Genomic DNA, 13,109 nt, shown 5'->3' with positions numbered 1-13,109 from the left:
CTGGTGCCACAAGGCCAGGCTTGCCCGCCCACCGCTCCCGACACCACCCGCGCGGGGTAGTTCCGCCGACCCGCCCGACCCGCCGACATCCAGACAGCAGCCGCACCCGGCGTGCCCGCCGCACCCGGCGTGCCCGCCGCACCCGCCGTGCCCGCCGCACCCGCCGTGCCCGCTGCACCCGCCGTGCCCGCTGCACCCGCCGTGCCCGGCGTGCCCGGCGTGCCGGTCGTGCCGGTCGTGCCCGGCGTGCCCCGGCGTGCCCCGGCGTGCCGGTCGTACCCGGTGTGCCCGCCGTGCCCGCCGCGCCAGTCGCACCCGGCGCTGCTGTCGTACCCGGCGCACCCGCCGTACCCGCCGCACCCGGCGGGGACCGGACGGCGGCCTGCACCTCAACAGTGCCTTAAGGAACCCCGCCCTCCACCCCTTGGCCGATCTTTCCGTACCACTATGGGACCAGCATCGTGTGCGGCTGTGGGGCGAACCTCGCCGGACGGCCGCACTATGGTGAGGCTGTTCGGCGTGATCGCGTGATCAAAAGCTCAGTGGAGAGTTGCCTGAAATGAGCTCGACAGGTGTTTCGTCCCGTTCTTCTGTCACCCCCGGGCGGGAGGCCGTGCAACGACGCCCGGCCAGCCCGGAGCAAATCCGTGACGAGCTGGTCGAAGCCGCCGCCCTGCACGCGCCCGACATCGCCGACCTGATCCGCCTCTACTACCGCCACCTGCCCGCCGAAGAGGTCCTCGGCGACGACCCCGTCGACCTCGTCGGCGCCGTCCGCTCGCACTGCCAGTTCGCCGAGCAGCGCGTCCCCGGCCGGCCCGGCGTCCGGCTGTTCAACCCCACCACCAGCGAGGACGGCTGGACCCGCGACGCCACCGTGGTGCAGATCGTCACCGACGACATGCCCTACCTGGTCGACTCCGTCACCGCCAAGCTCGCGCGCGACGGCCTCCAGGTCCAGCGCCTCGTGCACCCCATCGTCGTCGTCACCCGCGACATCACCGGCAAGCTCCTCGAGATCCACCCGACCGCCGACGCCGCCCAGCCGCCCGAGGGCGCGGCCGCCGAATCATGGATGTACGTCGAGGTCGACCTCATCACCGACCCCAACCGGGCGCGGGAGCTGGACACCAAGCTGACCTCCGTCCTCGCCGACGTGCGCGAGGTCGTCGAGGACACCGACAAGATGGTCCAAGCCGCGCTCGACGTCGCCGCCGAGCTGGACGACAACCCGCCCCCGCTGGAGGCCGGTGACGTCACCGAAAGCGGTGCCCTGCTGCGCTGGCTCGCCCGCGGGCACTTCACCTTCCTCGGCTACCGCCGCTTCGAGGTCGTCGAGGGCGAACCCGGCGACGACGAACCCGCCCTGCGCGCCTCCCTCGCCTCCGGCCTCGGCGTGCTGCGCCAGGACAACCTCGCCGCCCGCAGCCTCACCGCCGGCCCCGACACCGGCGCCAACGCGCTCAAGCCCGAACTCCTCGTGCTCACCCAGGCCAGCGCGCCGTCCACGGTGCACCGCCCCGTCTACCCGTACTACGTGGGCGTCAAGACGTTCGACGAGCGCGGCCAGGTCACCGGCGAGCACCGCTTCCTCGGCATGTTCACCACCAGCGCGCTGCACGAGGACGTCCTCGACATCCCGGTCGTCGCGCGCAAGGTCCGCGACGTCATCCATCGCGCGGGCTACCCGATGGAGTCGTTCTCCGGCCAGCGGATGCTGGAGGTCCTGCAGAACTGGCCGCGCGCCGACCTGTTCTCCGCCGACCGGGACTCGCTGTTCTCCACCGCCATCGGCGCCATCACGCTGTCCGACCGGCGGCGGCTGCGCCTGTTCCTGCGCCGCGACACCTACGGGCGCTTCTACTCGTGCCTCGTCTTCCTGCCGCGCGACCGGTACACCACCCGCTCCCGCCTGGCGATGCAGGAGGTCCTGCTCGCCGAGCTGGAGGGCACGCACCTCGAATACGGCACGCGCGTCGGCGAGACGGCGCTCGCCCAGGTGCACTTCATCGTCCACACCGACCCCGGCAGCCGCCTGGAACCGGACATCCTGCGCATCCAGGAACGCCTCAACGCGGCCGTGCGCAGCTGGGACGACCTGATGGTCGACGCGATCCTGGCCGAGCGGCGCGACGGCCGCAGCGCCGCGACGGTCGGCCAGGAACCCGCCACCGAGCTGGGCCAGCGCTACGCGGGCGTGTTCCCCGAGGCGTACAAGGAGGACTTCAACGCCGTCGACGCGCTGGCCGACCTGCGGCGGCTGGAGTCACTGCGCGACGAGCAGGACCTGGCGATGTCGTTCTACGTGCCGGCGGACGCCGAGCCGGGGGAGCGGCGCTTCAAGCTGTACCTGCTGGGCGAGGGCGTCACCCTGTCGGTCGTGTTGCCGGTGCTGCAGCGGATGGGCGTGGAGGTCGTCGACGAGCGGCCGTACGAGCTGCGCCGCGAGGACGGCACCCGCTCCTGGATCTACGACTTCGGCCTGCGGATCGGCCAGCAGGCGCTGGACGACCTCACCGAGCAGGCCGAGCAGGACCTGCGCGTGCGCTTCCAGGACGCGTTCGCGGCCGCCTGGCGCGGCGACTGCGAGATCGACGGCTACAACTCGCTCGTCCTGCGCGCCGGGCTCACCTGGCGGCAGGCGTCGGTGCTGCGGGCGTACGCGCGCTACCTGCGTCAGGCCCGCACGCCGTACTCGCAGGAGTACATCGAGGACGCGGTACTGGCGCACACCGACATCGCCACCAAGCTGCTGGCGCTGTTCGAGCACCGCTTCGACCTGTCGACGGACCCGGAGTCCGACACGCAGGCCGAAACCCTCGTCGACGAGATCACCTCGATGATCGACGAGGTCACGAGCCTGGACCAGGACCGCATCCTGCGCCGCCTGCTCGCCGTCATCCGCGCGACCCTGCGCACCAACTACCGGGTGACCGACGACGAAGGCCGTCCGCGCCCGTTCCTGGCGTTCAAGCTGGACCCGCAGGGCGTGCCGGACCTGCCCGAGCCGCGGCCGCGGTTCGAGATCTTCGTGTACTCGCCGCGCGTGGAGGGCGTGCACCTGCGCTTCGGCGCCGTCGCCCGCGGTGGCCTGCGGTGGTCCGACCGCCGCGAGGACTTCCGCACCGAGATCCTGGGGCTGGTCAAGGCGCAGGCCGTGAAGAACGCCGTCATCGTGCCGGTCGGCGCCAAGGGCGGGTTCGTCGTCAAGCGCCCGCCGGTGCCGACGGGCGACCCGGGCGTGGACCGCGACGCGCAGCTGAGCGAGGGCATCGCCTGCTACCGCATGTTCATCTCGGGCCTGCTGGACCTGACCGACAACCGCGTAGAGGGCCGCGCGATCCCGGCGAAGGACGTGGTGCGCTACGACGCCGACGACACGTACCTGGTGGTGGCGGCCGACAAGGGCACCGCGACGTTCTCCGACATCGCCAACGAGGTCTCGGCGAGCTACGGCTTCTGGCTCGGCGACGCCTTCGCCTCCGGTGGTTCCGTCGGCTACGACCACAAGGCCATGGGCATCACCGCCCGCGGCGCGTGGGAGAGCGTGAAGCGGCACTTCCGCGAGCTGGGCGTCGACACGCAGAGCCAGGACTTCACCGTCGTCGGCATCGGCGACATGGCGGGTGACGTGTTCGGCAACGGGATGCTGCTGTCGGAGCACATCCGGTTGGTCGCCGCGTTCAACCACCTGCACGTCTTCCTCGACCCCGACCCCGACGCGGAGGCCTCGTTCGCCGAGCGCAAGCGGTTGTTCGCGCTGCCGCGCTCGTCGTGGGACGACTACGACCGCTCGGTGATCAGCGAGGGCGGCGGGATCTACCCGCGCACCGCCAAGACGATCCCGGTCACCCCGCAGGTGCGCCGCGCGCTCGGCCTCGGCGAGGACGTCACGCACCTGTCGCCCGCCGAGCTGATCAAGGCGATCCTGCTCGCCCCGGTCGACCTGCTGTGGAACGGCGGTATCGGCACCTACGTCAAGGCCGAGGACGAGACGCACGCCGACGCCGGCGACAAGGCCAACGACGCCGTCCGGGTGAACGGGAAGGACCTGCGGGTCAAGGTCGTCGGCGAGGGCGGCAACCTGGGCCTGACCCAGCGCGGCCGCATCGAGTTCGCCAGGGCGGGCGGCAAGATCAACACCGACGCGCTGGACAACTCGGCGGGCGTCGACTGCTCCGACCACGAGGTCAACATCAAGATCTTCCTCGACCACCTGGTCGCGGGCGGGCAGCTCGACCGCGAGCAGCGCAACACCCTGCTGCACGAGATGACCGACGAGGTCGGGGACCTGGTGCTGGCGGACAACTACCACCAGAACTCGGTGCTCGGCGTGAGCCGCGCGCACGCGCCAGGGATGGTCAGCGTGCACGAGCGGCAGATCGCGGCGCTGGAGGCCGCGGGCGCGCTGGACCGGCAGCTGGAGTCGCTGCCGAGCAAGGCCCGCTTCCGTGAGCTGGAGAAGGCCGGCCAGGGCTTGACGTCGCCGGAGCTGGCGACGCTGCTCGCGCACGTGAAGCTGGACCTGAAGGACGAGCTGCTGGCCAGCGAGCTGCCCGATGCCGAGGTGTTCGCGCGGCGGCTGCCGGAGTACTTCCCGAAGCCGCTGCGGGACCGGTTCGCCGACACCATCGGCGAGCACCCGCTGCGGCGGCAGATCATCAGCACGATGCTGGTGAACGAGGTCGTCGACGGCGCGGGCATCACGTACGCGTTCCGGCTCGCCGAGGAGATGAACGCGACCGCCACCGACGCCGTGCGTGCGTACACGGTGGTCACCCACGTGTACGAGCTGGACTCGCTGTGGAACGCGATCCACGCCCTCGACAACGTGGTGGACACCGACATCACCGACGCGATGATGCTGGAGACGCGGCGGCTGCTCGACCGCGCCGCCCGCTGGTTCCTGGCGAACCGGCCCCAGCCGCTCGCGGTCGGGGCGGAGATGAGCCGCTTCGAGGACACCGTGGTGAAGCTCGCGCCGAAGGTCCGGGGGATGCTGGGCGGCCGCGAGGCAGAGCACGTCGCCGAGCGCACCAAGCGGTTCTGCGGCGAGGGCGTGCCGACGGAGCTGGCGGACCGGATCGCGGTGCTGCTGGACTCCTACGGCCTGCTGGACGTCATCGAGGTCACCGAGCTGGCCGAGCGGGAGGCCAGGGTCGAGACCGAGCGCAGCCCGCTGGAGACCGCCGAGCTGTACTACGCGCTGTCGGCGCACCTCAACGTCGACCAGCTGCTCACCTCGATCAGCGCGCTGGAACGCGGCAACCGCTGGCACGCGCTCGCGCGGCTCTCGCTGCGCGACGACGTGTACTCCTCGCTGCGGGCGATCACGCTGGACGCGTTGCGGCACAGCGATCCCGAGGACTCCGCCGCGGAGAAGATCGCGCAGTGGGAGAAGGCGAACGCGTCGCGGCTGTCGCGGGCGCGGGTCGCGCTGGACGAGATCGGCCGGTCCGGCAGGCTCGACCTGGCGACGCTGTCGGTGGCGGCGCGGCAGCTGCGCAGCACGGTGAGGTAGCGGGTGTACGTGGCGATGGTCCGGCCGCGCTGGTCGGACATGGACGTGTTCGGGCACGTGAACCACGCGCGGATGGTGACGCTGCTCGAAGAGGCCCGCGTGCCGCTGTTGTTCGGCGAGGCGGCCCGTGCCGGGGTCGCCGAGTTCGCCAAGGGTATGGTCGTGGTGAAGCTGTCCGTGCACTACCGCGCACCGATCGTCGTCGACGGCCAGGAGATCCGGGTCGAGGTCTCCCTGCGGGACCTCAGGTTCGCCTCCGCCACCCTGGACTACACCGTCCACAGTGGACCTTCGGCGGACGATCCGGTGGCGGTGGTGGCGGACACGGTGCTGGCGCCGTACGACGTGTCCACCGGCCGTCCGCGCCGGTTCACCGAGGACGAGCGGGAGTTCCTGCGCGAAAGGCTGGCGGGGGAGACCGATGACTGACAGCGTCCGTTCCGGGACGGCCACCGAGCTGCGTGTCGCCGACAGCGCGGAGCGGGAGACGCTCGCCGCGTTCGTCGCCCGCGCGGTGCGCCTCGACGGGCAGTGCGCGGTGCGGCTGCGCAACCGGGGCGAGGAGGTCGTCGAGGCGTGGGTGGCCACGCCGTTCGAGGTGCTGGCCACGCGCGCGGTCGCCGGGCAGAGCACGCCCCGTGACGTCACGGTGTCCGGCAACGAGCTGCTCGCCGCGCTCACCGTGGCGCCGGGGGAGCGGATGGACCCGGGCCCGGCGCGGGACCTGCTGTGGCAGGGGGAGCTGCCCGGGGGCGGCCAGTGGCAGCACGTGGACGACGTGCCGGTGCACGTGATCGGGGAGCTGACCGACCGGGGCGTGGCGCTCGCGCGCGAGCACGTCGGCCCGCACGGCACGCCGCCGGCGTCGCTGATGGACCAGACGGTGCTCACCGTGAGCGGGGCCGGGTTCGAGGTGAAGATCCCGATGCGCTGCCTGTTCGCCCTGTCCGGCATGGGGTTTGTCGATTCGTCGATAGCCGAGGACGTCGTGCGCGTGACGGCGACGAGTTCGTGGCTGCGGCTCGACGGCCGCTACGGCGCGGTGCTCCGGCGGCGCCAGGCGCTGCTGCCGTTGCTGTTCTGAGGAAACGAAGATCGCTTCGCGGCCGTCTCACAGGTGTGCTGCGTTACGTGACGATCGCCGGTGCCGCCTGCGCGCTGGCGGCGCCCTTCCTGTCCAGTGGAGCGACCCGGGCGAAGGGGGCCGAACTCGGGTGGTTCACCGCCGCCGTCGTGGTGGTGGTCGCGCTCGGGTTCGCCCGGCGCCGGGCGGTGCGGATCGCCGCGGCGGTGCTCGGCGCCATCGTGGCGGTCGCCGCGATTGTCCAGCTGCTGCTCGACGTCCAGGGCGGAGTGCCCGGCGCGGACGCCCCCGTGCTCGCGATCGGTGCGGTCGCGGCGGCGATCGGGTTGACGGCTTCGACGAGCTGGCGGGTGCGTCCGGCCGGAGTACTCGGCGTGGTCGTGGTCGCAGTGGCGGCGCTCCTGGCGCCGTGGGGCGCGGAAAGCGCTGCCACGGAGTCGGAGACGCGGTTCATCCGCGACCTTCCGTCGGATCCCGTCACGGAACGGCCAGGCGGGCGGCAGTGGGCGTGGCAGCCGCCGTCGGACGTGACGGACGTCGTGGCGGCGTCCTACGGCGTCGTGGTCGCGACCGCGGACGGCCGGGTGACGGCGCTCGAAGGCAGCGACGGTCGCGAGAACTGGCACTACGCCCGGCTCGGCGCGCGCGTGGACGCGCTGCTCCCGTCGGCAGACGGACGGTCCGTGCTGGCCGCGTTCGCGTCGAAGGACGACAGCAGCTCGAAGCTGCTCGTGATGCTGGACGCCGAGTCCGGCGCGGCGCGGTTCGAGCGGGTGGTGCCGTCGGTGCTCGTCGAGACCCGGCAGGTGGCGGTCGGCACGAAGACCTTCACGATCCGGGGCGACGAGCTCGTCGGCTACGACGTGGACGACGGCGAGGAGCTGTGGCGGTGGTCGCCTCCGGAGGGCTGTGACAGCCCGTTCAGCCTGGCGGCACCGGCCCGGACGGTGGTGCTCGCGTCGCTGGAGTGCGCCGGCAAGGCGGGCTTGGTCGCGCTCGACGAGGTGAGCGGGCACGAGCGGTGGCGGCACGAGGTGCGGTTGTCCGGCCAGGACTCCGAACGCCTCGACGTGATGGCCGCGACCACCACCGGCGGGGCGACGGTGTGGCTGCGGATCGTCGGCAGGCTCGTCGCGCCCGGCTCGGTGACCAGCGGCCTGTTCGACACCGAGACCGGCAGGCTCCTGCCCACCCCGCGCGAGCCCTGGTTAGTGCGCGCGGACGCCGGTGCGCTGCCGCTGGCCGAGCAGCAGGACGGCGCGAAGGACACCGCGCTGGAGGTCGTCGACACGGCCACCGGAACCACCCATCCGGTGGACTTCTCCGCGTGCCCGGTGCGCTCCGCCGAGGCGACCACCGCGCACACCTACCTGCGAGCGTGCAACGACAACGGGCGTGACCTGACGGTCGTCGTACAGTCGTGGGACGGGCAGCCGCCCGCGCAGATCCCGGTGCGGCTGGACGGTTCCGGCTCGCTGCCCGACCTGTACCTCGTGCCCGCGCCCGGCGCGATCGTCGTGGCCCGCGAAGCCCACGGCGGAACTCCGGCTCCGGTCGTCGGCCTGGTGGGCTAGTCCCAGAGCAGCCGCTCGTCCCGACCTGGGTCGTCGACAGGGCCGCTGACCGTGTCGAACAGCATCGTGGTGCGGCGTCCGGGTTCGTAGCGGGGCCAGGGCGACTCACCGTGGACGAACCGCACCCACGCGTCGTGCATCGTGTCCGCGACGGCGCGGGCGCGGGTGGTGTCGCGGCCGAGGAGGAGCCGGAAGAACGGGTTGGCCAGGTCGTCGAACACCAGCGGCACGTCGAGGCCGTGGCAGGCACCCATGCCCCGCACCTCCGTCCGCCAGTCCAGCCGGTACATCCAGACCTCGCCGCCCGCGGCGTGCTGCGCCTCGGCGAACCGGATCGCGGGCAGCCACCAGTCACTCGCCGTCGTGACCCTGCCGGGCAGGTCCGGCTCGCCGGGGAAGCGCTCGCGGTAACGCGCCAGCACGGGCTCGGGATCGGGCAGCATCATCGGGCCCTGGGACTGTCCGAGCGCGCGGAACAGGTCCTCCTCGTCGCGGTTGGTCCCGATCAGCAGCCGCACCCCGGCCGCGCTGCCCGCGGCGACGGCGTCGAGCGGGCGCCGCATCAGCTCCGCACCGTCCACCACCACCCGGTAGGGAACGCGGGCACCGCCGAGCCGCACCTGGGCCTCGACGATCTGCTCGGCGGGCAGCTCCCGCAGCTTCACGGGGTCGTCGACGCCCAGTTCGGCCAGCAACGCGTCGGCCGTGCGCCGCGCCGCCTCCGGCGTGTCGACGAGCTCGCCCACCCCGGTGCCGCTCTGCACGACGGCCTGCTGGAAGAGACCGCGGGCGGCCGGGACCGCGAGCAGCGTGCCCACCGTGCGGCCGCCGTTGGACTCGCCCGCGAGCGTCACGCGCTCCGGGTCCCCGCCGAACTCCGCGATGTGGTCCCGCACCCAGCGCAGGGCCGCGAGCTGGTCCAGCAGCGCGAAGTTGCCGCCGCCGAACGCCTCCGGCAGGTAGAGCAGGCCGAGCGCGCCCAGCCGGTACGCGAGCGTCACGACGACCACGCCGTGCTCGGCGAAGCGGGTGCCGTCGTAGTCGTTCGGGGAGCCGGTGACACCGCCACCGCCGTGGATCCACACCAGCACCGGGTGCGGGCCGGGCGAATCCGGTGCGTACACCGTGAGGTGCAGGCAGTCCTCGCTCCCGGTGAGGCCGCGGCCGAGGAGATCGGGCTGCAGGGACGGGTGCGCCGGGCCTTCGCGGAGGCCGGTCACCGGCTGCGGCGGCGCGAACCGCAGCTCCCCGACCGGCGGGGCGGCGTACCGGATCCCGCGCACGACGCGCGGCATCAGTCCCAGCTGTTCATCATGCTGTGCGCGGCCATCTCCAGGTACTGCCACAGCTGTTGTTCGAGCGCCGGCGGCAGGTCCGCCTCGTCCACCGCGATCCGCATCGCGCGCAGCCACGCGTCCCGCTCGATGGGACCCACCTTGTAGGGCGCGTGCCGCATCCGCAGCCGCGGGTGACCGCGCTGGTCGGAGTACGTGTGCGGGCCGCCCCAGTACTGCATCAGGAACAGGCGCAGGCGCTCCTCCGCGGGCCCGAGGTCCTCCTCGGGGTAGAGCGGCCGCAGCACTTCGTCGTCCGCCACCTCGGCGTAGAACCGGGCGACGATCTTGCGGAACGTCGGCTCGCCGCCGACGGCATCGTAGAAGGACTGGGGTTCGCTCGTCTCGGGCACGCCTCTATTGTGCAGCGCTCGCCGGACCCAGGTAGCGGCCCATGGGCGGTTCGAACCCGGCCTCCTCCAGCCCGGCGATCACCCGGGCCCGCAACGCGCGCTGCACCGACCACTGCTTCCCGGGCCGGACCTTGGCCGTCACGCGGATCGTGATGCCCTCCGGCGTCACGGTTTCCACGCCCAGCACCTCCGGCGGCTCCAGCACCTCGTCCGACAGCGGCGCCTCGGCGACGGCCGCGGTGACCGTGGTGGTGAGCACCTCGACCGCGCGCTCGACGTCCGCGGTGTAGCTCAGCGGCACGTCCACCACGGCGTTCGCGTAGCCCTGGCTGGAGTTGCCCACCCGCAGCACCTCGCCGTTGCGGACGTACCAGACGGTGCCCTTCACGTCCCGCAGCGTCGTGATCCGCAGGCCCACCGACTCGACGGTGCCGCTGGCCGGGCCGATGTCGATCACGTCGCCGACGCCGTACTGGTCCTCCAGCATCATGAACATGCCGGAGATGAAGTCCTTGACCAGGTTCTGCGCGCCGAAGCCCAGCGCGACGCCGACGATCCCGGCCGAGGCGATGATCGGCCCGAGGTTGATCCCCAGCTCGCCGAGGATCTGGATGAACGCGAGCCCGAAGACGAGGAACGACGTCAGCGACTTGAGCACCGAGCCGATCGTCTTCGCCCGCTGGCGCCTGCGCTCGATGACCATCGGGCCGAGCAGGTCCGGCGCGCGCTCGCGCAGCGGGCGCAGCAGCGCGGGCAGCCGCCGCCCGTTGTTGCGCGGGATCTCCGTGACGCGGTCGATGACCTTGCGCAGCACCAGCCGGATCAGCACCGCGACCAGGAGGATCAGCAGGATCGTGATCGGCTTGGCCACCAGCCAGTTCGCCGACGCGGCCAGCCACTCGTTGTGGGTCACCCGGTAGACCTGGTAGCACCAGGTGCCTTCCTCGGTCACGCACTGGGGGGTCTCGGTCAGCAGCGGGTTCACGGGGGCGGGTCGTCCCTTCCTCGCCTCTTCGTCCGTCCTCGTTCACGTGAACTTCGGACGGATCTCACAGGACACGTCTTCTAACACAGGTGCATTTCCGGGGTGATCTGTGGTCGACTATGACCGCACCGGTGGAGGTGGTCGAGTGCCAGACCGACAACCGATCCCCCTCGGCGCCGCCGACCACGAGTTCGTGGCGGGACAGGCGCCGGAGGTAGCCCTGTGTGCCTATCCGGGTGGAGCCGCAGCCGGCGGTCACCACCCGAGTGGGCCACCTGCGCGTGGCGGAGGGCGCGGAGCCCGTCCGCCGGGACAGCGTAGAGGCCGGGATCCGGCGGCCGGCACGGCCCCCGGGTGGGGACGGCGGCGGGTGCTTCTGCTCAACGCCACGTTCGAGCCGCTGACGGCGCTGCCGCTGCGGCGGGCCGTGGTGCTGGTGATGTGCGGCAAGGCGGAGGTGGTGCACGGCGATCCCGCCGGGCTGACGCTGCACGCGGCCACGGTGTCGCTGCCGGTGCCGTCCGTGATCCGGCTGTCCACCTACGTCCGCGTGCCCTACCGGGCCCAGGTCCCGCTCACCCGGGCCGGGCTCATGCACCGCGACCGGTACCGCTGCGCCTACTGCGGCGGCCGGGCCGAAACCATCGACCACGTCATCCCGCGCAGCAGGGGCGGCCCCCACTCGTGGACGAACTGCGTGGCCTGCTGCGCCAAGTGCAACCACCGCAAGGCCGACCGGCTGCTGTCCGAGCTGGGCTGGCACCTGCGCGTGGTGCCGACGGCGCCGCACGGCCCGCACTGGCGGCTGCTCGTGCACAGCGGGGAAGCCGACCCCCTGTGGCGCCCGTACCTCGGGGTCGCCGCGTAGTTCCTCGGCACACACCTTCGCCCCGGTCGTCGGAATGACGGCCGGGGCGTTCTGGTGCCCGGAGTCCGGAGGCTTCGTCAGGAAGCGGTGACGCGCGTGCCGGCGGTGACGCGGGTGCCGCGCGTCACCCTGGTGCCGCGGGTGACGCGGGTACCGGCGGTCACGCGGGTGCCGCGGGTGACCCGGGTACCGCGGGTGACGCGCGTGCCGGCGGTGACTCGCGTGCCACGCGTGACGCGGGTGCCCCTGGTGACACGGGTACCGCGCGTCACGCGAGTGCCTGCGGTCACCCGGGTACCCCGCGTGACGCGGGTGCCGCGTCCGTCGTTGGCGCCGAAAAGTGACGGAGCGTAGTCGGTGTTGGGCTGAGCGGGGGTAACGGCGAGGTTCATGACATGTCCTCCGGGGACCCAGTGCGTTACGTTGCGGGAAGGGGACCGAGGCGCAAGGCCCGTACAGGTGAAAAAGCTACGAGGATTTTCCCTCAGGAACAACCCGAATTGCGATGAGTGCGGCCGCCCGTACGGTGAGCTGCCATCTTTCGCGCAAGGGTCTTTCGGCTCATTGTGTGAACCGGAACTCGGCACACGGCGGACGGTGGGCCGGACGGGACGAGTGGTCTTGACGCTCCCCAGTGGGTTCAGAGGCGATCGGCTAAGGTTCCTCCTCGTGAGCATCGTCGAGACAATCCTGGTCTTCGCGCTGATCCCGGCGGCCATCTACGGCGTGGTCGCGTTGCTGACGCTGCGCTCGAAGTTCGCCGGGACCCCGCGTTACCGTCCGGGCCAGCCCTGGGAGTACCCCCCGATGTGGTGGAGCGGCAACCCCGAGGGCATCGGCGCGCATCGGCAGGTGAATCCCGGCGAGGCGCCGGGGACGGCAGTGGGAGGTGCCCGTGGCAGCTGGTGAGCTGGTCCAGCAGAACGAGTCCGGCGAGGCGGAGTTCGGAGTAGGGGTTACCTCCACCGGACGGCGCTCGGTGGCCCGGATGTACGAACCGGCCAAGCCGTCCGTGCCCTTCACCGTGCCCCAGCTGGCCCGTCTGGACGAGGCGCTGACCCTGGCGAGCCGGGAGACCGGCATCGACTTCAGCGTCTACCTGGGTGACCTGGGCGGTGACACGCGGGAGTCGGCGGAGAAGCTGCACGCCTCCATCGGCGAGACCGCGGCCCGCTCGGTTCTGATCGCGGTGTCGCCCGGCGAGCGCGTGGTCGAGGTCGTCACCGGCGCCGAGGCGTTCCCGCGGCTGCCCGACCGCGCCGCGAAGCTCGCCGTGATGAGCATGGTCGCCTCGTTCAAGGAGGGCGACCTCATCGGCGGCCTGGTCTCCGGCCTGCGCATGCTCGCCGACCAGGCGGGGCACGCCCCGGCCTGACCCTGCTGAGCGAAG

11 protein-coding genes are annotated in these 13,109 nt (G+C 72.1%); 7 read left to right on the top strand and 4 right to left on the bottom strand.

What is annotated here, in order from left to right; translation table 11 throughout:
* Positions 1-559: 559 nt before the first annotated feature.
* Genes FHX82_RS14520 through FHX82_RS14505 form a run of 4 tightly spaced genes read left to right on the top strand, consistent with a single transcriptional unit; the run spans position 560 to position 8,179 of the window.
* A complete protein-coding gene (locus FHX82_RS14520) occupies positions 560-5,521 on the top strand; it encodes an NAD-glutamate dehydrogenase (protein ID WP_145936871.1) in 4,962 nt (1,653 codons plus the stop codon).
* A gap of 15 nt (positions 5,522-5,536) precedes the next feature.
* Positions 5,537-5,950: an acyl-CoA thioesterase gene (locus FHX82_RS14515; RefSeq protein WP_183176668.1), complete on the top strand. Its 414-nt coding sequence runs from the start codon at positions 5,537-5,539 to the stop codon at positions 5,948-5,950.
* Complete coding sequence (locus tag FHX82_RS14510; RefSeq protein ID WP_145936869.1) at positions 5,943-6,605, top strand: DUF8010 domain-containing protein; 663 nt, start codon at positions 5,943-5,945, stop codon at positions 6,603-6,605. The genes FHX82_RS14515 and FHX82_RS14510 overlap by 8 nt, the downstream gene beginning before the upstream one ends.
* Before the next feature lie 47 nt (positions 6,606-6,652).
* Positions 6,653-8,179: an outer membrane protein assembly factor BamB family protein gene (locus FHX82_RS14505; protein WP_183176629.1), complete on the top strand. Its 1,527-nt coding sequence runs from the start codon at positions 6,653-6,655 to the stop codon at positions 8,177-8,179.
* Here FHX82_RS14505 and FHX82_RS14500 read toward each other — a convergent pair.
* From FHX82_RS14500 to FHX82_RS14490, 3 genes are read right to left on the bottom strand one after another with little or no spacing between them, the layout of a single operon-like run.
* Entirely contained in the window at positions 8,176-9,474 is a 1,299-nt protein-coding gene (locus FHX82_RS14500; protein ID WP_145936867.1) for a carboxylesterase/lipase family protein, read from the bottom strand. The two genes, FHX82_RS14505 and FHX82_RS14500, sit on opposite strands and share 4 nt — an antisense overlap.
* Complete coding sequence (locus FHX82_RS14495; protein WP_145936866.1) at positions 9,474-9,866, bottom strand: globin; 393 nt, start codon at positions 9,864-9,866, stop codon at positions 9,474-9,476. Before FHX82_RS14495 ends, FHX82_RS14500 begins: the two co-directional genes overlap by 1 nt.
* Positions 9,867-9,870: 4 nt before the next feature.
* Positions 9,871-10,851, bottom strand: coding sequence for a mechanosensitive ion channel family protein (locus tag FHX82_RS14490; protein WP_145936865.1), 981 nt, complete (start codon positions 10,849-10,851; stop codon positions 9,871-9,873).
* Positions 10,852-11,221: 370 nt separating this feature from the next.
* On the opposite strand from FHX82_RS14490, the gene FHX82_RS14485 reads away from it, so the two are divergent.
* Entirely contained in the window at positions 11,222-11,719 is a 498-nt protein-coding gene (locus FHX82_RS14485) for an HNH endonuclease (RefSeq protein ID WP_145936864.1), read from the top strand.
* Between the two features lie 77 nt (positions 11,720-11,796).
* On the opposite strand, the gene FHX82_RS14480 is transcribed toward FHX82_RS14485, so the two are convergent.
* Complete coding sequence (locus FHX82_RS14480; RefSeq protein WP_183176628.1) at positions 11,797-12,009, bottom strand: hypothetical protein; 213 nt, start codon at positions 12,007-12,009, stop codon at positions 11,797-11,799.
* Between the two features lie 379 nt (positions 12,010-12,388).
* Between FHX82_RS14480 and ctaJ the strand changes: the two genes are divergently transcribed.
* Together ctaJ and FHX82_RS14470 are read left to right on the top strand one after the other, a co-directional pair.
* Positions 12,389-12,628: an aa3-type cytochrome oxidase subunit CtaJ gene (gene ctaJ, locus FHX82_RS14475; RefSeq protein ID WP_145936862.1), complete on the top strand. Its 240-nt coding sequence runs from the start codon at positions 12,389-12,391 to the stop codon at positions 12,626-12,628.
* Positions 12,615-13,094 carry a DUF5130 family protein gene (locus FHX82_RS14470; protein ID WP_145936861.1) on the top strand — a complete coding sequence of 160 codons (480 nt, stop codon included), beginning with the start codon at positions 12,615-12,617 and terminating at the stop codon, positions 13,092-13,094. The genes ctaJ and FHX82_RS14470 overlap by 14 nt, the downstream gene beginning before the upstream one ends.
* The last annotated feature ends 15 nt before the right edge of the window (positions 13,095-13,109 follow it).

It is taken from the genome of Amycolatopsis bartoniae (genome assembly GCF_014191255.1).
Lineage (GTDB): Bacteria > Actinomycetota > Actinomycetes > Mycobacteriales > Pseudonocardiaceae > Amycolatopsis_E > Amycolatopsis_E bartoniae.
Note: the sequence above shows the minus strand (reverse complement) of the source record. Positions and strands in the feature narration are given on the sequence as shown.

Excerpts from the sequence above, each read along its gene's own strand:
- FHX82_RS14520 (WP_145936871.1), top strand. The coding sequence starts at position 560 with ATGAGCTCGACAGGTGTTTCGTCCCGTTCTTCTGTCACCCCCGGGCGG.
- FHX82_RS14515 (WP_183176668.1), top strand. The coding sequence starts at position 5,537 with ATGGTCCGGCCGCGCTGGTCGGACATGGACGTGTTCGGGCACGTGAAC.
- FHX82_RS14500 (WP_145936867.1), bottom strand. The coding sequence starts at position 9,474 with ATGCCGCGCGTCGTGCGCGGGATCCGGTACGCCGCCCCGCCGGTCGGG.
- FHX82_RS14510 (WP_145936869.1), top strand. The coding sequence starts at position 5,943 with ATGACTGACAGCGTCCGTTCCGGGACGGCCACCGAGCTGCGTGTCGCC.